General features: G+C 25.8%; 20 protein-coding genes. 15 read left to right on the top strand and 5 right to left on the bottom strand.

Annotated elements, in window-relative coordinates:
* Positions 1-269 precede the first annotated feature (269 nt).
* The 10 genes from AACT_RS09580 to AACT_RS09535 all read left to right on the top strand — a co-directional run bounded on the left by AACT_RS09580 (position 270) and on the right by AACT_RS09535 (position 8,365).
* Positions 270-686: a hypothetical protein gene (locus AACT_RS09580; RefSeq protein ID WP_172126592.1), complete on the top strand. Its 417-nt coding sequence runs from the start codon at positions 270-272 to the stop codon at positions 684-686.
* 62 nt (positions 687-748) lie between these two features.
* Positions 749-1,102 (top strand): cupin domain-containing protein, encoded by a 354-nt coding sequence (locus AACT_RS09575; RefSeq protein WP_172126591.1) that lies wholly within the window; start codon positions 749-751, stop codon positions 1,100-1,102.
* A gap of 125 nt (positions 1,103-1,227) precedes the next feature.
* Positions 1,228-1,563 carry an FtsZ/tubulin family protein gene (locus tag AACT_RS09570; RefSeq protein WP_172126590.1) on the top strand — a complete coding sequence of 112 codons (336 nt, stop codon included), beginning with the start codon at positions 1,228-1,230 and terminating at the stop codon, positions 1,561-1,563.
* A 25-nt stretch (positions 1,564-1,588) separates the two neighbouring features.
* Positions 1,589-2,593 carry a helix-turn-helix transcriptional regulator gene (locus AACT_RS09565; protein WP_172126589.1) on the top strand — a complete coding sequence of 335 codons (1,005 nt, stop codon included), beginning with the start codon at positions 1,589-1,591 and terminating at the stop codon, positions 2,591-2,593.
* Positions 2,594-2,650: 57 nt separating this feature from the next.
* Positions 2,651-3,859 (top strand): PDDEXK-like family protein, encoded by a 1,209-nt coding sequence (locus tag AACT_RS09560; RefSeq protein ID WP_172126588.1) that lies wholly within the window; start codon positions 2,651-2,653, stop codon positions 3,857-3,859.
* Between the two features lie 14 nt (positions 3,860-3,873).
* Positions 3,874-4,380 carry a hypothetical protein gene (locus tag AACT_RS09555; protein WP_172126587.1) on the top strand — a complete coding sequence of 169 codons (507 nt, stop codon included), beginning with the start codon at positions 3,874-3,876 and terminating at the stop codon, positions 4,378-4,380.
* Positions 4,381-4,884: 504 nt separating this feature from the next.
* Positions 4,885-5,196 carry a nucleotidyltransferase family protein gene (locus tag AACT_RS09550; RefSeq protein WP_172126586.1) on the top strand — a complete coding sequence of 104 codons (312 nt, stop codon included), beginning with the start codon at positions 4,885-4,887 and terminating at the stop codon, positions 5,194-5,196.
* Positions 5,189-5,548, top strand: a complete 360-nt coding sequence (locus AACT_RS09545; RefSeq protein WP_172126585.1) for a HepT-like ribonuclease domain-containing protein — start codon at positions 5,189-5,191, stop codon at positions 5,546-5,548. The genes AACT_RS09550 and AACT_RS09545 overlap by 8 nt, the downstream gene beginning before the upstream one ends.
* A gap of 292 nt (positions 5,549-5,840) precedes the next feature.
* Positions 5,841-7,427: a type II toxin-antitoxin system HipA family toxin gene (locus AACT_RS09540; protein ID WP_172126584.1), complete on the top strand. Its 1,587-nt coding sequence runs from the start codon at positions 5,841-5,843 to the stop codon at positions 7,425-7,427.
* Between the two features lie 242 nt (positions 7,428-7,669).
* Positions 7,670-8,365 carry an AAA family ATPase gene (locus tag AACT_RS09535; RefSeq protein ID WP_172128633.1) on the top strand — a complete coding sequence of 232 codons (696 nt, stop codon included), beginning with the start codon at positions 7,670-7,672 and terminating at the stop codon, positions 8,363-8,365.
* Positions 8,366-8,459: 94 nt separating this feature from the next.
* Here AACT_RS09535 and AACT_RS09530 read toward each other — a convergent pair whose 3' ends face one another.
* Positions 8,460-9,053: a pentapeptide repeat-containing protein gene (locus tag AACT_RS09530; protein ID WP_172126583.1), complete on the bottom strand. Its 594-nt coding sequence runs from the start codon at positions 9,051-9,053 to the stop codon at positions 8,460-8,462.
* A 9-nt stretch (positions 9,054-9,062) separates the two neighbouring features.
* Entirely contained in the window at positions 9,063-9,446 is a 384-nt protein-coding gene (locus tag AACT_RS09525; protein ID WP_172126582.1) for a thioredoxin family protein, read from the bottom strand.
* Positions 9,447-9,798: 352 nt separating this feature from the next.
* Here AACT_RS09525 and AACT_RS09520 point away from each other — a divergent pair, with 352 nt between their 5' ends.
* Entirely contained in the window at positions 9,799-10,347 is a 549-nt protein-coding gene (locus AACT_RS09520; RefSeq protein WP_172126581.1) for a hypothetical protein, read from the top strand.
* Positions 10,348-10,406: 59 nt separating this feature from the next.
* Here AACT_RS09520 and AACT_RS09515 read toward each other — a convergent pair whose 3' ends face one another.
* Positions 10,407-11,399 (bottom strand): peptidoglycan bridge formation glycyltransferase FemA/FemB family protein, encoded by a 993-nt coding sequence (locus tag AACT_RS09515; protein ID WP_172126580.1) that lies wholly within the window; start codon positions 11,397-11,399, stop codon positions 10,407-10,409.
* A gap of 158 nt (positions 11,400-11,557) precedes the next feature.
* Between AACT_RS09515 and AACT_RS09510 the strand changes: the two genes are divergently transcribed.
* Entirely contained in the window at positions 11,558-13,021 is a 1,464-nt protein-coding gene (locus AACT_RS09510; RefSeq protein WP_172126579.1) for a potassium/proton antiporter, read from the top strand.
* Between the two features lie 39 nt (positions 13,022-13,060).
* Here AACT_RS09510 and AACT_RS09505 read toward each other — a convergent pair whose 3' ends face one another.
* The gene (locus AACT_RS09505) at positions 13,061-13,315 is read right to left on the bottom strand and encodes a hypothetical protein (RefSeq protein WP_172126578.1); all 255 of its coding nucleotides are present in this window, start codon (positions 13,313-13,315) and stop codon (positions 13,061-13,063) included.
* 13 nt (positions 13,316-13,328) lie between these two features.
* On the bottom strand, positions 13,329-13,520 hold the full coding sequence (locus AACT_RS09500; RefSeq protein WP_172126577.1) for a hypothetical protein: 192 nt from the start codon (positions 13,518-13,520) through the stop codon (positions 13,329-13,331).
* 150 nt (positions 13,521-13,670) lie between these two features.
* Here AACT_RS09500 and thiI point away from each other — a divergent pair, with 150 nt between their 5' ends.
* The 3 genes from thiI (at position 13,671) to AACT_RS09485 (ending at position 17,652) form a co-directional block, all read left to right on the top strand.
* Entirely contained in the window at positions 13,671-15,131 is a 1,461-nt protein-coding gene (thiI, locus tag AACT_RS09495) for a tRNA uracil 4-sulfurtransferase ThiI (protein WP_172126576.1), read from the top strand.
* The gene (locus AACT_RS09490) at positions 15,131-15,754 is read left to right on the top strand and encodes a M15 family metallopeptidase (RefSeq protein ID WP_228720471.1); all 624 of its coding nucleotides are present in this window, start codon (positions 15,131-15,133) and stop codon (positions 15,752-15,754) included. The genes thiI and AACT_RS09490 overlap by 1 nt, the downstream gene beginning before the upstream one ends.
* A gap of 65 nt (positions 15,755-15,819) precedes the next feature.
* Positions 15,820-17,652 carry an SLC13 family permease gene (locus AACT_RS09485; protein ID WP_172126575.1) on the top strand — a complete coding sequence of 611 codons (1,833 nt, stop codon included), beginning with the start codon at positions 15,820-15,822 and terminating at the stop codon, positions 17,650-17,652.
* Positions 17,653-17,664: the final 12 nt, after the last annotated feature.

The following is a 17,664-nucleotide window of genomic DNA, read 5'->3' as shown; positions in this document are numbered from 1 at the left end:
TATACAATATATAAACATTAATAGATATATAAATAGTATTTAAAATGTAATGATAATACTAAATAAAAGCTATATATAAGGTAGAAATAGAAAAATAATTTTTCTCAAAAATACTATATAAAATATGCATTAACTTTATATGAAATTATATCAAAAAACAATATATATTGTTATCTATTTATAATTATATAAGATTATACATATTAAAAATTAATTATGTGTTTATAACAAAGAATATGCTAAAATCAAATAAAAAATTAGGAATAAAAATGATTAGAACAACAGCTGAAATATCAAATGAAGATGGATATAAAAAGTATAATCTATTTGAAATACATGAAAGTTTAGAGTCAATTATTGCAGATGATTATTTAGAATACTCTTCAACAAATTCTAAAAAAGCTGCTTATTGTGAGCTAATGTATAAGAAGAATTTTTATGATAAATATGATCCCAAAACATACGAAGAAGTTTATGTAAGATATATAAATAATGAAAAATTTAAAGAAAAAGCAAAATTTATTTATAGCGTTATTGATTATGATAAATATGTAAAATTTGCTGAAGAGAATCAAACTATAGAAAATCCAAATGAATTGATTATCTCATACAATGTTGTTGATAGTGATGGAGTTAAAATAAATATTTACAATATTAGTATTGCTGATATTGCTTTTGTATTTTAATACATTTTATTCTTAAAAAGAGTTATAATTACAATTATAAACAATTAAAAAAAAGGATAGATATGAACAAATATTGTAATAATTCAGACGTTTATGAATCAACTTGTATTCCAAAAACTGTAAATGCCTCAATTGCTGTTTTAACTCCAAAAGAGGATAAAGATTTTATTGTTAGAAAAGTTACCCTGGCAGTTGATGGTTCTATGCCAAATCATATCAATGAAATACAACACCAACAATATGTTTTAAAAGGTGAAGCAAAGGTTATTGTAGGTGATGAAGAGTATCACGCAAGAGCTGGAGATTTTATTTACATTCCAGCAGGAGTAGAACATAACTATGAAGCCTGTTATGGTAGCGAATATGAGTTTTTATGTATGATTACTACAAAAGAAGATAAGATCACTATGTTATAAAATAAAATCAACTTGGGAATTTATTCTCAAGTTAGTTTTTCCTTTTCCTAAATTTCACTAAATCCCCAACCTAAGTAATTCACCTAGTTTATAATTTCACTATATAAACAATCTAGGAGAACAAAATGAATTTAAATACTACAAATACTGATTTACAAGATTTACAAGTAATCTTGTCAAAAATAGGAAAAGTTGCTGGTTATGTTAAGATTTTTAATGTTGAAGATAATATAACATCAGATATTAAAAATGAGTTTTCTAATGAATTAAAAGCTGCAAAAGGTATTTGGGTTGAGTTTGAGATTTTACCTAATAGCTCTTTATTAATCGTAAATGATATTATGGGTTTTATAAATGACAATTGTGATGAAAATTGTGAAGTAATCTTTGGAACAGCTATTAATGAAGATTTAGTTGAAAATAGTATTAAGTGTAAAATATTGTTTACAGGATTAGTGTAAAAATATCTAATTATAAAAATATTTTATGAATTTAGATAAAAAAGAGTCAATTGAGAGTCATTTGGTAGATATAATAATTAATAAATTATTATCAAAGATGAAAATGGATTTTAGTATTAGAATAAATAGACTATCAGCTATATTAGAATTGTTAAATAAAGGCTATGATTTATCAACACCAAATCTTGTTGAAAGATTAGGTGTAAGTAAAAAAATCATTCAAAGTGATTTTAAAGATTATATCTTGCCTTTATTTGTAGATGATAAGATCTATTATAATTACTCTTCTAAAACCTATAAAGCTAAAAACAACTTTTTAACAAAAACTTTGTTTAGCTCTGATGAATTAGCAATAATTGCAATATTAAAAAATAAATCAAAAGATAAATATAGTGATGTTGATTTATCCCCAAAAGTTGATAGTCTATTTCTAAAATTTGAAGATGAATTAACAAATAAACTTTATCAAACAAGCTCAATAGAAAAAATAGATAACTTTAAAAATGAAATAATTCAAATTAAAAATGCAATAGAGTCAAAATCTATTATCAAATGCTTTTATAATAAGAAAAATAGAGAAATATATCCTCTTAAAATTCTAAACCTTGAGGGATTTTGGTATCTAATCATATTTGAGCCAATTGATAATAAAATAAAAACTTTCCATCTAAATACTATTAAAGATATAGAAGTATTACACTCAAACTTTAGATTTGATGAAGAAAAAATAAACTCTTTTGAAAATGCCATAAGTGCCTACTATAAACCAGAAAATGAACCTATCTTAGTTCAACTCTTTCTTGATAAAGAAGTATCAAGATATGTCATGCGAAAACCACTAAATAAATCACAAAGAGTATTAAAAATCTATGATGATGAATCTTGTGATATAGAACTAATGATTACAGATTATATGGAGATAATTCCTACTATTCAAAGGTATCTTCCTTTTATTGGGGTTATTGAGCCTGATAAATTGAAAAGTAAAGTGAAAGAGAATATTGATTTGTATTTGAAGAGATTTGAGTAACCTTACTTGGTTATTCGTGTATGATAAGATTTAGTAAATTAAAAAGGAATTGTTGAAATGAGTGATAAAAATATAGATTTTAAAGAACTAGAAAAAGCTTTAATTAAGTTATATGGAAAAATAGAACTTATTGAAGAGTTACAAAAGCATAGAGGAGATAAGTTTAATATTTTTTCTATTTTAAAAATGGAAAGATTGGAAGTTAATACGCATTCAGCTTTTTTATATGAATTTATCAATCCAAAAGGTACACATTATCAAGATGATAAATATTTAAGAATTTTTATAGATGAAGTTCTAAAAATTGAAGATTTTGATTTTGAAAATGTAAAAGTAGGTAGAGAAAATTTAATAGACGCTAATAGAAGGATAGATTTTACTATTGAAAATGATGATTATTATATTGCAATTGAAATGAAAATAGATGCAACAGATCAAGATAAACAATTAAGTGATTATTTTGAATATGCAAAAAAGCAAGATAAAAAGTTTTTTAAAATCTATTATTTAACTTTAGATGGTAGAGATGCCGATGAAAAAAGTGCAAAAGAAGTTGAATATGAAAGAATTTCTTTTCAATCTAATATATTAAATTTTATTGAAAAATCCATAGAAAAAAGTGCAAATTTACCAATAATAAGGGAAAGTCTTTTTCAATATAAAAATTTAATATTAAATATCACAAATCAAACAACACAGGAAATGCAAATGGAAATAATCGAAATTATAAATACTCCAAAAATGGCAATAGCAGCAACAAGAATGTCAAAAGGTTTAGCTAAAGTTTGGGCAGAAAGAGAATTCTTATTTTGGAAGAGTTTAACTATTAAACTTGAAGAATATTTAAAAAATAAGAAAAATTGGGGAATGGAGGGATATAATTTTTCTATAAAAGATAGTTCAACAGATGATTTAATAAAAGAAATTTATGAGAAAAGAACAAAAGATAATGATTTAGGATTAAGACTTAATTTAAATAAAAATAATTTTTATTTTTTAATTTATTCTTATTCTAAATCTAATTTTAAATATCAAATTGAATTTGAAAGTAAAAGTGATATAGAAAAATTAGCTAAATTAATAGATTTTAAATACAAATATAAAAATGCTAGATATTGTGAATCAAAATATGCATTAAATTTTTGCAAAGATTATGAAGAGCCAACTTATGACATTTTTGATAATGATAAATTAGATAAAATTGTTGAAAATATTTATAATGAAATAAAAAGTTATATGGATATTATAGTTAAAGAATTAAACTAAAAGGAATAATTAAAATGGGAAATAAAATTGATCTTAATAGAATGAGTGAATTACTTTCAAAGGAATGTGGATTAGATAAAAATAATTTTTGGGAAAATAGTGAAAAATTCAAAATTATGGAAATTGAAATGAAAGATGAATTTGACACTTTTGCTAAAAATCCATTAACAAAAGAGATAAGTTATAAAGATAAACAAAGTTATATGAATGATAGTTTTATGTATAAAATTATGAAAAATCAGGAAATGATAACAAAAGAAGAGTTTTTATCATTATTTAAAGAAGAAGATGAAATATTTGAACAAATAGTAGAAAAAATAAATTTTCAAGAGTTTCAAAATGTAAAAACTTTATTGTTAAATTGTATTTCAGCAAATGAAAAAGTATTAATTGATTTTTATGCTAATGGTTTTTTAGACGACTTGAATAAATTTAATGAAGAATCTAATATACATTTAGCCAATATTATTATCAAAGATATAAATAAAATATTTTTTAATTTAATTTATCAAAAGAATTAATCTTAAAATGTTAAATGAACTTCAAATAGAAAAAACACATAGGAAAAAAAGAATAATAAATAAAATAAATTTTGCTTTAAAAACATTTCAAATCGTTCCATAATTTTTTTATAAAAAAGAAAAGGAGGTTTAAGATGGCAGGAGCAAAGATTATATTAGATTTTGTGATAAATACATAGAAAAGTAAAAATAGATAATATAAATGATGATGAAATCTATTTAGGTGCAATTTTTAAGAAATAGGAAATGAAAATTGTGCTTATGAGTTAAAATCAACTCTAAATCCAATGACTAATTATAAATTAAAACAGTCAAGATGCCCAAATAATCCTATGAAAAAAATAATACAAAGGGATTCGATAAGAAGTGAGTCTTAGGAAAAGAAATCCCAACCCATAAGCTTTCAAAATCTATATTATTGCAGATTGTTTAAATCAAAAGAGATATAAACAATAATGAACAAAAATTTTGTTATGCTATAATACAAAAAAACAAAGGTAAATAATGATTCAAAAAAATGAAATAATTTTAAAACTAAAAGAACTAAAACCTCTTTATAGTAAAGAGGGTTTCATTATAAAAGGATTATTTGGTTCATACTCAAGAGATGAAGCAACACCAAATAGTGATGTGGATATATTAGTTGAATCTACCCCTGATTTTGCTGCAAAATATGGTTTTAAAGCTGTTAGTAGAATAAATGAAATAAAACAAGAAATTAGTACTATCTTTGGAATACCTGTTGATTTAGCAGATAGTTCAGGTATGGGAAAAACTGCAAAAAAATTTATTATTGATAGAACTATTTATGTCTAAAGAATCTATTTCTAAAATATATTTGATTATTGAAAAAATAGAATATATAGAAGAAATTGTAAAAAATAATGGAACTATTTCTGCTGCTTTAGAAGACCTAGTTACTTCAAGACCTGCAATACTTATGCATCTAACAGCTATAGCTGAACAATTTAATAAATTAAAACAATCTCATGCTGATGATATATTAGATAAATTTGATAAAGATGATTTAAAAGGTCTTTATGATGTGAGAACATATATTGCACATGATTATGAAGGTGTAAACTTATCTATTATCGAATGGATAATTAGATTTGGTCTTCCTAAGTTTAAAACACAATGTTTAAAAGTTATAGATAAGCTACCTTAAACTAAAAAGAAACAGCGGAAAACATTTTAAATTGAAATATTGAAATAACCAGTGTAAATTTAATTAAAGAAAATTTGTAATAAGGGTTCAAAAACTTCACCTATTTGGGAATACTGTAATAATTAAAAGCTTTAATAAATTAACAAATGTAGTGAATTTTATTAAAGGAATTATTAAAGCATATCACGAACAATCATAAGATTATTTTAATATTATATTGATTTTTTGTATTTATTATTATATAATCTTAAATAAATATAAAAGTAATTCGTAATAAGCTTAAAGGAAATATATGACAATAAAACCCATATTAATAGATATTTTAAGAATACTTACAGAAGAAAATAAATACATTAGCTTAAAAAAATTAATTAGTAAATTAGATAAATTTAAAATTACACCAAGAACTCTTCAAAAAGAGCTAAAGCAATTAATTGATACAAATAGAGTAAGTGTTATAGGACAAGCATCTTCTACTGAATATGCAATAAATGATATTGTTTCAAATTATAGAAGATTTGAATTTATCTATGTAGTTAAAAATGATGAAATTGCAGGGATACTTTTTAAACTAAAAGATAGATATAGGTTTTATTATGAAAATGAATTCTTAATAAATAAATCAAAAGCTATTCCTACATTAAATCTACAAATTAAAGCTTTTGATTTTGATAATATCCCTGCAGTATTTGAAGAGAATATTCCAGAAGGAATTAATAGAGAAATTTTAGAAACAACTTCAAAAACTGCAGATGAATTTCATATCTTAACAATGCTTGAAGATAATATTGGAGATTTATATTTTTCTAAAACAAAAGATATTGATAATACTACATCTTCTAATCCTAGCTATCTTTCTTCATTAAATGAGATTTTAGCTAATAATCCTAAAATAAATGTATTAAACAATTTTACAGTAGATATAGAAGATTCATTACTATTCCCTGATGGATACGATATTTCAAAACAAGAAATGAGAAAAGCTCATGGAATATCTGGATTTCAATATAAAAAATTAATCAATATTGATTTTGAAAAAAGAAATATAAAGTTAGATGACTCAGCTCATGCCTATATATTAAAACCATATAGCAAACCTAAAGCAAATAAAGATAATGACAACTACTTTCCTCATATTTCTTTAAACGAACATCTATTTATGTCTTTTGCAAAGAATACTTTAGGATTTAGAGTTCCATATAGTGCAATTGTAAAGAATGAAAAAGATGAAGAGTTTCATTATATTGTAAAAAGATTTGATAGATTAGGTTTTCATCGATATGCAAAATCTACATTTGCAGTATTTTTAGGCTTAAGAAGTGAAAATAAATATGATACAACTAGTGAAAGACTTTTTGAAAGAATTGAAAAAGAATTAATCAGCCCAAAAGAAAGAATGGAGTTATTAAAACATTATGTATATTCTGTAATTATTCAACATGAAGATATGCATACAAAAAATTTATCATTAATTTATGATAAAGATTTAATATTTTTTGCTCCTTTATATGACGTAGCTTGTACAGGTATATACGATTCATCGAAAGGATATGATTCTCATCTAACAATAAATGGAAAACAATCAAATATTAGACCTAATGATTTTAAACCATTATGTAAAATTTTAAAAGTTGATTTCAAAGAATTTAAAGAGGAAGCTTATAAAATAGCTAAATTATATGAAATGAAATTACCTGAATATATTGAAGAAATTAAATCTTTAGGATCAATACCTTTTTATAAGAAGAAACAAAAAACAAGAATAGGTGAAGGTTCATACTGGAAAGCTTCAACAGCACCAATTGAGTTTCATGAGTTATTAACAAAGTTTCATAAAGAAAGAGTAGAGCATTTAAAAACATATTCTTGGATAATATGATAAAAACATTTGAGATGGAAGATTTATTATAATCAATTTAATGAATGTATCCAATGTAAGTTGAAAAAATTTACTCATATTTATGAATTTTTCGAAAAGAATACTAATTGAATATATAAATCAATGAATATCTTAAATCCTAATATAGAATTGAATATCACACTTTGATACTACTAGTAAAAAAACATTACTATAACTAAACACCATTAAAAAATGTATGTAGTTCTAAAAACTTTAATAAAATCATAAAAGATTTAAAAAAAGCAAATTTACCATCAGGAATAGTTTCTATATTTTATGGATATCCAGGAACTGGTAAAACAGCATCTGTATATGAAATTGCAAAACTTACAAAAAGAGATGTTCTAAAAGTAGATATTAGCTCTATACAATCAAAATGGGTAGGGGAGAGTGAAAAGAATACTAAAGCTATTTTTGATGAGTATAGAAGAGCTTGTTGTATTTTAAAATCTAAACCAATACTTTTATTTAATGAAGCTGATGCATTAATTTCAAAAAGATTAGATGTTACAGATGCTGTTGGGCAAATGAATAATACTATGCAAAATATATTATTAGAAGAATTAGAAAATTTTGACGGTATTTTTATGGCAACAACAAACTTAATTGATAATATGGATGATGCTTTTTCAAGAAGATTTTTAAATAAAATCAAATTTGATAAACCAACAGCAAAAACAAGAATGTTTATTTGGAAATTAAAACTTAACGATTTAGATGATAGCACTTATACCAAATTATCATCTTATGATTTAAGTGGTGGACAAATAGAAAATGTAAGTAGAAAATATCTTATAAATAAAATTTTAAACCAAAAAGAGTTTGACTATCAAGAAATTTTAGAATATGTAAAAGAAGAAATTGAGTTTAAAAAAACAGATGAAAATAGTATAGCTAAAATGGGATTTTTGAAATGAATGTAAATAAATATTTTTAATTACAAAATAGATATAATTGAAAAAAAGGAAAGTTACCCCAATGATTCAAAAAAATGAAATAACCAGTGTAAATTTAATTACACTGGTTATTTTCGCTTATAGCTTCTTCTTTTTTTAGATGTTCACAAGCTTCTTTTGTTAAGGTACTATTTGTTACTTTTGCATTCCAAAAAATAGCTCCTTTGATATTTAAATCTGTCATATCCACATCATTAAAAATTGCGTATGCTGCCCCTGCGTTTGTAAAATCTACATTTTCAAAAGTTGTTTCAAGAAAATTTGCTGACCAAATAGATACATCTTTACATGATACTTGCTCAAAGTTGGCATTTGCGAAGTTTACTCCTTTGAAAGTTGTATTATCGCATTTGATATTGATTAATTCTGCTGCTGTAAAATTAGAAGCTCTAGCATTTGTATTATTCATGTTTGCATTTTTTAAATTTGCACCCCAAAGATTTGCTTTTACTAAAGTACTATTCTCAAAATTTGCATCTGTTAGATTACTAGATCTTAGATTTGCACCTGATAAATCTTTGTTACTTAAATCAGCGCCACTTAAATCACAGTTTGGACAATCCTTTGTATCTAAAAATTTTTGTAAATGATTTTGATCAAAAGAGTAAAGTGATGATACTAATGCTAAGGCTATTAATATTGTTTTCATATGATTATCCTATTTTATGCTTTTAGCTATTTCTAAAAATTGTTCTTCTCTTGTTCCACCAATTTTTTTACCAATTAATTCCATATTTGTTGCATTTGCAAAATAGAATGTAGGAATACCTATAAATTTATAAGGTAAGATTTTTTCATCTTCATGTATATCCATGATAACTGAAACAAAGTTTTCATTTACATAAGATGCGATTTGTTCATCTTTTAAAACCTTTTTCTTCATATAATTACATTCAGGACAAGTAGGTGATGAATACATAATCATAAGTTTTTTGTTTTGGGCAATGGCTTTTTGCTTTGCACTATCTAAATCTTTTTCAAAATTTATAGAGCCTGCAAAAACTGAAATTGCCAATAAACAAAGTAATATAAATTTTTTCATTTTAAACTCCTATTTTTTATTAATTATATTATAAATTATTAGAAAATGTAGTTTTTATAAATCATTTATATTGTTATCTCTATTTTATGAATTAATAATTAAAATAAGAGTGTATTTTATAAATAATAACTACACTAAATCAAATATTAATTATTGAATTTACTTTCAATAAATTTATCTATAAATGTATCAATAATTTTGTTTGATATTAATAGTAGAGATAAAAAACATATTATTTATCAAAATGTACAAAAGTTGCACATAAAAAATAGATAAATTATCAAAAAAGAGTCATTTGAGAGTCATTTGCTTGATATAATTTAATAATTTTATTAACAAAGGAAAATAATTTATGAAAACAAAATTACTAGTAGTATCAAGTGTGGCATTAGCAACATTACTTTTTACAGGTTGTGGTATAAAAACATCTGAATATAATGTATCAGCAGATAATGTGTCAACATTAAGAGATTATAAAGAGTTAAAATTAGATGTTGGAAACTTCACAGCTACAAATGTTGGAGAAAGTAGTGTAATGTGTAGATTAGCAGAAACAATATCTACTCCAAAAGGTGAGCCATTTTCAGAATATATAAAAGAGGCTTTGTTATCTGAGTTAAAAATGGCTGGAGTTTATGATAAAAATTCTGATTTAAAAATCAGTGGAAATGTAAATAAAGTTTATGGAAGTTCAATGCTTGGAAATGCATATTGGGAAATAAATGTAACTGTAACGTCAACAACTGGAAAATCAATTACAGTTAATACAAAAAGAGATTATCCATCATCATATTTAGCAACAACAGCTTGTAATAATATGGGAACATCTTTCAGTCCAACAATAAAACAATTAATTGGTGAAATCATAAATCATAAAGATTTTCCAACACTTTTAAATTAATATATAGTAATTTTAATCTAACCTTTAACAAGAGGTTAGATTAAATACTTATAAAAAAATCAAACTTTCAATCTAGATTTAGATAATCTTCTATCCCTTTCAACTGGATCAACATATTTTACACCTTTTGATAAAAGATGCATTTTTAGAGTGAAATTAAAAAGAAAATATTTAATTGGCTTAAAAATTACAGTAAATTGATAACCTTCTTTTATCTCTGCCCCAAATTCTTTTTTAAACTTTTGAATACCAGATTCTTTTGCATCTTCGATAATATCAGGTACAGCACCTAGAAAATCGAAATTTGTTAAATTATGATTTTGAGCAAGATACTGCATCGCATATAAATGCAAAAGTTTCAAAGAACCATTTTTAGGTCTTGGGATACTTCCTGCGTATTCAGCAAATGCAGTATTATCATCAAAAAATATTACTATTACACCTTGTACTTCATTTTCATAAGTAGCTTTGAACATAATCATATTTTGAGGATGTAAATTTTTATATTGATGAGTAAATTCTTCTTTATCTATAAGTAATTGAATTTTTTGTCTAGATAAGGTTTCATTACATAAGTTATATACTTCTTCATAATCATCTGTTTTTGTTATTGTTACATTGTCTCTAATTGCATGTCTAACATATTTTCTTTGAGAACTTGATACTTTTACAAGCATATTATCAAAATCACTATCTATTGGAAGTTGAAAAGTTCCCCATCTAAATGCATTTGCGTTTTTTGGATAAGCTCTAAAAATAGCACTAGGTTGAGGTTTATGTATAAAGTCACAGATATTGTTTTTTTTAATATAATCTTGCATATTATTTAAAAAAGCTATTTCTTCTTCTATTGATGAATTATGTTTATTTATTAGTTCAGTTGTAAAAACTATTCTTTTAAATATATATGTAGTAAATAAAACAAAAGGAAGTATGAAATTTTCAGAAACAAACCAACCATAATTAGGACTTTTTGTTTCTAAATATTTTTCTTGAGCAAAAAAAGGCAAGCTGATGTCTATCTCGTTTTCTTTTTTTATTAATTTAATCATTGTATCCTCTGTGTTCTCAAGTAAATTTTCCGGGATTATATTATAATTATTCTTATTATTTAGATTGTAAAATTAGAATTTTTATATTTTAAAACTTTTTATTAATTATTCTAAACTATAATAATTTTTTTAGAACACAAAATAATATCAGGACCCTTATGTCATCAATTGAATTTTATTTATTAATTACAGCTTTTTTAATGCTTCTAAGTGTAGTAGCAAGTAAGTTATCTAACAAATTTGGAATACCATCTTTATTTATATTTTTAGGACTAGGAATGCTTGCTGGTTCTGATGGTATTTTAGGTATAGAGTTTGATAATGTGGAGTTAGCTCAAAATATTGGAACATTAGCACTTATTTTTATCCTTTTTGCAGGAGGATTAGATACGGTTTGGAAATCTATTAAACCTATTTTAAAAAATGGTTTAATCCTAGCAACGGTTGGAGTACTATTAACTGCATTTTTTGTAGCCTTATGTGTTTATTATCTACTTGATTTTACTTTTTTAGAGTCATTGTTATTGGGTGCAATTATCTCTTCTACTGATGCTGCTGCTGTTTTTGCAATATTAAGAGCAAAGGGAATTTCTTTAAAAAAGAAACTTTCACCTTTGTTGGAGTTAGAATCAGGTAGTAATGACCCAATGGCAATCTTCCTAACGGTTGCTATTTTACAAATTATAATGTTGCCTGAAAGTACAAATGCCACAGAGTGGATTTTTAAATTCTTTTTACAGTTTCTGATAGGTGGGCTTTTAGGGTATCTATTTGGATATTTATTACCAATAATTTTAAATAGAATACATCTAACTTTTTATGGTCTTTATCCTGTATTTACAATAGGATGGGTTTTACTTTTATTCTCATCTGCTGCTTTATTAGGTGGAAATGGATTTTTAGCTGTTTATATGGCAGGAATAGTTGCAAATACAAGAGAGTTTGTGCATAAAAAGAATTTAATTGGTTTTCATGATGGATTATCATGGATTATGCAAATTGCAGTTTTCCTAGCCCTTGGACTTTTGGTTTTTCCATCACAACTTCCTGATGTTGCCCTATCAGGTTTAGCTATTGCTTTTTGGTTAATGTTTGTAGCACGACCTGCTGGAGTTTTTATTAGTACTATATTTAGCTCTTTTTCTTTTAAAGAAAAAGCATTTATTTCTTGGGTTGGATTAAGGGGAGCGGTTCCTATAATTTTGGCAACATATCCATATTTACAAGGATTTGAGAAATCAAATTTGATTTTTAATATAGTGTTTTTTATCGTCTTATTTTCAATTTTAATTCAAGGAACAACACTTCCTTTAATGGCAAAATGGCTAAAAGTTGAATCAAAAAGTAAAGATTTTAAAGGTGAAAGTGTTATTGCATCACCACTTTTTTATCATACATTAAAGCAGTTTTATATTGAAGAAAAATCTAGAGTTATAGGTTTAAGTATTGTTGAACTTGACTTACCAGCAGATTTTCTAATTCTTCTTATAAAAAGAGATAATGACTATATAAAACCAACAGGTTCTACTCTTTTAGAAGAGAACGATATGTTATTGATTCAATGTAATAGTGAAAATAAATATAAAAAAGTTTTAAAAATTTTTCAAATAGTAAAAGAATAGATTTAAAGATAAGCCTAAATTTTGGCTTATCTAAGAATTTTAATATTCTTCCTCTTCAGAATCTGTATCACAGCAGTAGATACATTTTTCATCAAAAAATGAATATTCATCATAACAGTAGAAAGTATGACATGATTCACATTTAAAACAGTCATATTTTTTTGATAATAATTGTTCTAACTCTTCTTGGCTTATGTTGTTTTCTTTTGCAAACTCTTCAAAAACACCTATTGGATTTGTTGTTTCATCAGATTTTAATTCATTTGCTAAATCTATTAATTCTTCGTTTGTCATGATTGTTCTACTTTTAGTTTAAAATTTTGCTTCTCATTTTTGCAATATCAATAACCAATCTTTCTTTCATTTCAGGTGTAAAAGATTCGTTCTCTTTGAAAACTTGATTTACTATATTTTCAAATTCATTATCAGATAGTTCTTTTGTTTCTTCTATTAGTTTAAAAAATAGTACTCTTATTTTTTCGTATTGGTTCTCTTGCATAAATTAGGCCTTTGGTAAAAATTGAAGGTGTATTATAGAGAAAACTTTTTGTGAAAAAAATAAAAGAGCCTAGAAATGCCATAAAAATTAGTATCAAAAGCACTCTTATGTTATAATCGCGAATAATAAAATAAACAAGGTTTTCCTAGAATGAATGAAACGCAAATCAAAACACAGAAATTTATAATAAAGTATTTCACTGAGATTATGATAAAAGGTACAACTGCAAAAAGACAGATGATATCGCAGGTTTATAATAACCTCGTAAATATTTTATCAAAGATTTCAAAAGACATAAAAGTGAGAAAATTTTTTGATAAAGTAGAAGTTGTATGTCCTATAGAAGTGGTTGCTGAAGTTAGAATGAGACTTTTAGACACTCCTGGAATTCAACAAATACTTGAAGCTGTACAATTTGATAATATGAATACATTAGATGATATTAAAGTTGTTGTAAACGAAACAATGGCACATGAAATTCAAGGTAAAACATTTGTAGTTAGATGTAAAAGAATGGGAACTCAAGAGTTTAAATCAACACAAGTTGAACAAACTGTTGGTGGATATATGCTTGCTATGAATGATACAAAAGGTGTTGCTTTAAAGGGTGCTGAATATACTATAAATTTAGAATTAGAATTTGCTCAATTAAATGTTATCACTCACAAACATATGGGAATGGGTGGATTTCCAATAGGTTCACAAGGAAGTATTTTATCTCTTATGTCAGGTGGATTTGATTCAACTGTGGCATCTTATTTAACTATGAAAAGAGGAATTAAAACTCACTTTATTTTCTTTAATCTTGGTGGAATTGCACATGAAATTGGTGTAAAACAAGTGGCTTATTATTTATGGAATAAATTTGGTAGCTCTCATAGAGTTCAGTTTATTTCTATTCCTTTTGATGATGTTGTAACAGAAATTTTTAAAAGTGTAAGTGAACCATATATGGGTGTTATGTTAAAAAGACTTATGTTAATGGCTTCTGAAAAAGTAGCAGATACTATGAGTATTGATGCGTTAGTTACAGGGGAAAGTGTAGCTCAAGTTTCAAGTCAAACATTAAGAAACTTAGCACTTATTGACCAAGCTACAAATAAACTTGTATTAAGACCACTTTCTATGATGAGTAAACCAGATATCATTGATATTGCAAATAAAATTGGAACAACAAGATTCGCTGAATCTATGCCTGAGTATTGTGGTGTTATTTCAAAAAACCCAGTTACTCATGGAAACTATGAAAGAACAGCAAGTGAAGCTAGAAGGTTTGATTATACGATTTTAGATGAAGCAGTTAAAAACTCAGCTTTTATAAATGTAGATGAAATGGATCAAAACATAAGCGAAATTGGTCAAATGGAAGTAATTAGTGATTTATCAAGTGGTGATTATACTGTTATTGATATTAGACAAAGTGATGATTGTATTGAAACTTCTGTTGAAACTTTAAAAATCCCATTTTATAAATTAAAAAGCGAGTTTAAAAAACTTCCTCAAGATAAAGAGTATCTGTTTTATTGTGAAAAAGGAATTCTAAGCCAACTTCATGCACAGTTTTTAAGAGATGCTGAAAATTATACTAATATCAAAGTTTATAGACCATAATGAAAATTCTTTTATTTTTAGTATTTATTTTAACAAGTTATTTAAATGCTTCAAATATTAGATTAATAGATGAAAACTATGCAAAACAAATGGAAGGAATCGCTTATCAAAAAGAGTGTCCCGTTTCTTTAGATGATTTACGAATTGTAAATGTAAAATATCTAGGATTTGATGATAAGGAACATTTTGGAGATATAGTGGTTCACAAAGATATTTCACTTGAAGTATCACAAATATTTGAAGAGTTACTTGCTATAAACTATCCAATAAGAAAAATCTTTCCAATAGAGAAATACAATGGCGATGATTTTGAATCAATAGAAGATGATAATACATCAGCTTTTAACTGCCGAAAAGCTGAGGGAAGTAATAAGTACTCAAAACATTCCTATGGAAAAGCCATAGACATAAATCCTTTAGAAAACCCTTATGTTTATAAAGATGGTACAACTTCACACAAAGATTCTATTAAATATCTAACAAGAGTAGAAAATAATGACTCTATTGAAAATAAAGCTGTATTAACATCATCAAGTAAAGCTGTGCAGATATTTAAAAAGTATGGATGGAAATGGGGTGGTGATTGGAAAAATATAAAAGATTATCAACATTTTAATAAATAAAAAATCAGTTTAATTTTTGCCTAAGCATTGTAGAATAGTCTATATATTTATGTAAAAGGTATTTTATGGAACTTGTTACGTCTATTAATAGTCATTCTCTAGCTGTAATGCTTTTAACTGTTTTTGCACTTTTTCTTTTTACAAGGGAAAAAGTTCCTTTGGAAACTTCAAGTCTTTTTATCTTAGTAGCACTTACTGTGGGTTTCACAGTTTTCCCATATACCTATGAAAATACTACAATTCATGCAATTGATTTCTTTTCTGGTTTTGGTCATGAGGCTTTAATTGCTGTTTGTGCATTAATGATTGCAGGGCAAGGATTAGTTCGAACAGGGGCTTTAGAACCTGTTGGAAGGGTATTATCTAAGCTTTGGGGCTCTTATCCAAAACTATCACTTTTACTTACTTTGGTTGTAGGTGCAACTTTAAGTGCATTTGTAAATAATGTTCCTATTGTAATATTGTTACTTCCTATTTTAACGGCTGTTTCAATAAGAACTAAAACATCAGCTTCAAAGGTTTTAATGCCTATGGGCTTTGCAACACTTATTGGTGGAATGAGTACAACAATTGGAACTTCTACAAATCTATTGGTTGTTTCAGTTGCAGTAGATATGGGATTAAAAAGTTTTGGTATGTTTGATTTCTTTTTACCTGTGGTAATAGCAGGTGCATTTGCTATGCTTTATTTATGGTTAGTTGTTCCTTATTTTATGAATGAAAGAAAAGCACCATTTTCTGATACAAGTCCAAGAATATTTACAGCGAAACTGATGATTCCCGAAGACTCAATTTCGCAAGATCAGCCTTTGGATGATTTAATAGCAAAAACAGATGGAATGATGAAGGTTTTAAGAATTCATAGAAATAGTACAGATATGTATGTTTTACCAAATTCTAAAACTATTATAAAAGCTGAAGATATGCTAGTAGTCGAAGATACTCCTGAGAATCTAAAAACTTATGAGACAGTACTAGGAGCAGTTTTATACACGAGTTTGGGAGCTGTTGACGATGAACATCCTTTAATGGCAGAAGAACAGCAAATAGCTGAGGTTATAATTTCCCAAGGTTCAAGATTAAATAATACAACACTTTCTCAAACTAGATTTTTACAAAGACATAATTTGGTAGCTCTTGCTCTTCACAGAAGTGGTAAAAAAACTGAAACAATTATGAAAGATATGGGTGATATAAATCTAAAAGTAGGTGATGTTATTTTGATTCAAGGGAAAAGTGAACATATAACTGAACTTAAAAAAAGTAGAGAGTTACTAGTTTTAGACTCAACCGCTGATTTAGCCCACTCAAAACAAGCTCCAATTGCATTTTTTATTATGTTTGGAATTGTTGCTGTTGCTGCTTTGGGAATACTACCAATTGCTATTAGTGCAACACTTGGAGTTTTTTTGATGTTTTTAACAAACTGTATAAATTGGAAAGATGCTTCAAATGCTTTAAATACTCAAGTTGTTTTAATTGTAGTTGCATCTTTAGCTTTAGGGCAAGCCCTTCTTAAAACAGGAGCAGCATCTTATTTGGCACATCTATTTGTATCAGCAATGCAAGGAAGTAGTACAATATTTATGTTAAGTGGTTTGATGTTATTAATGGCAATAATGACAAATATAGTATCAAATAACGCAGCAGCAGTAATAGGAACTCCAATAGCAATAGGAATTGCTCAACAGTTAAATTTACCTGCTGAGCCTTTTGTATTAGCTGTATTGTTTGGTGCAAACATGAGTTATGCAACACCAATGGCTTATAAAACAAATTTACTTGTTATGACAGCTGGTGGTTATACATTTAATGATTTCTTAAAAGTTGGAATTCCACTAACTATAATCATGTGGGCATCTCTTACTTGGTTATTGATGTTATTTTATAATCTATAAATACTAATATTT

This window comes from Arcobacter acticola, assembly GCF_013177675.1.
Taxonomy (GTDB): Bacteria; Campylobacterota; Campylobacteria; order Campylobacterales; family Arcobacteraceae; genus Aliarcobacter; species Aliarcobacter acticola.
This window is presented reverse-complemented; position numbering and strand designations above follow the sequence as displayed.

Bases quoted from the DNA above. Each gene is read 5' to 3' on its own strand.
- AACT_RS09580 (WP_172126592.1), top strand. From the start codon at position 270: ATGATTAGAACAACAGCTGAAATATCAAATGAAGATGGATATAAAAAG.
- AACT_RS09575 (WP_172126591.1), top strand. From the start codon at position 749: ATGAACAAATATTGTAATAATTCAGACGTTTATGAATCAACTTGTATT.
- AACT_RS09570 (WP_172126590.1), top strand. From the start codon at position 1,228: ATGAATTTAAATACTACAAATACTGATTTACAAGATTTACAAGTAATC.
- AACT_RS09565 (WP_172126589.1), top strand. From the start codon at position 1,589: ATGAATTTAGATAAAAAAGAGTCAATTGAGAGTCATTTGGTAGATATA.
- AACT_RS09560 (WP_172126588.1), top strand. From the start codon at position 2,651: ATGAGTGATAAAAATATAGATTTTAAAGAACTAGAAAAAGCTTTAATT.
- AACT_RS09555 (WP_172126587.1), top strand. From the start codon at position 3,874: ATGGGAAATAAAATTGATCTTAATAGAATGAGTGAATTACTTTCAAAG.
- AACT_RS09550 (WP_172126586.1), top strand. From the start codon at position 4,885: ATGATTCAAAAAAATGAAATAATTTTAAAACTAAAAGAACTAAAACCT.
- AACT_RS09545 (WP_172126585.1), top strand. From the start codon at position 5,189: ATGTCTAAAGAATCTATTTCTAAAATATATTTGATTATTGAAAAAATA.
- AACT_RS09540 (WP_172126584.1), top strand. From the start codon at position 5,841: ATGACAATAAAACCCATATTAATAGATATTTTAAGAATACTTACAGAA.
- AACT_RS09530 (WP_172126583.1), bottom strand. From the start codon at position 9,053: ATGAAAACAATATTAATAGCCTTAGCATTAGTATCATCACTTTACTCT.
- AACT_RS09525 (WP_172126582.1), bottom strand. From the start codon at position 9,446: ATGAAAAAATTTATATTACTTTGTTTATTGGCAATTTCAGTTTTTGCA.
- AACT_RS09520 (WP_172126581.1), top strand. From the start codon at position 9,799: ATGAAAACAAAATTACTAGTAGTATCAAGTGTGGCATTAGCAACATTA.
- AACT_RS09515 (WP_172126580.1), bottom strand. From the start codon at position 11,399: ATGATTAAATTAATAAAAAAAGAAAACGAGATAGACATCAGCTTGCCT.
- AACT_RS09510 (WP_172126579.1), top strand. From the start codon at position 11,558: ATGTCATCAATTGAATTTTATTTATTAATTACAGCTTTTTTAATGCTT.
- AACT_RS09505 (WP_172126578.1), bottom strand. From the start codon at position 13,315: ATGACAAACGAAGAATTAATAGATTTAGCAAATGAATTAAAATCTGAT.
- AACT_RS09500 (WP_172126577.1), bottom strand. From the start codon at position 13,520: ATGCAAGAGAACCAATACGAAAAAATAAGAGTACTATTTTTTAAACTA.
- thiI (WP_172126576.1), top strand. From the start codon at position 13,671: ATGAATGAAACGCAAATCAAAACACAGAAATTTATAATAAAGTATTTC.
- AACT_RS09490 (WP_228720471.1), top strand. From the start codon at position 15,131: ATGAAAATTCTTTTATTTTTAGTATTTATTTTAACAAGTTATTTAAAT.
- AACT_RS09485 (WP_172126575.1), top strand. From the start codon at position 15,820: ATGGAACTTGTTACGTCTATTAATAGTCATTCTCTAGCTGTAATGCTT.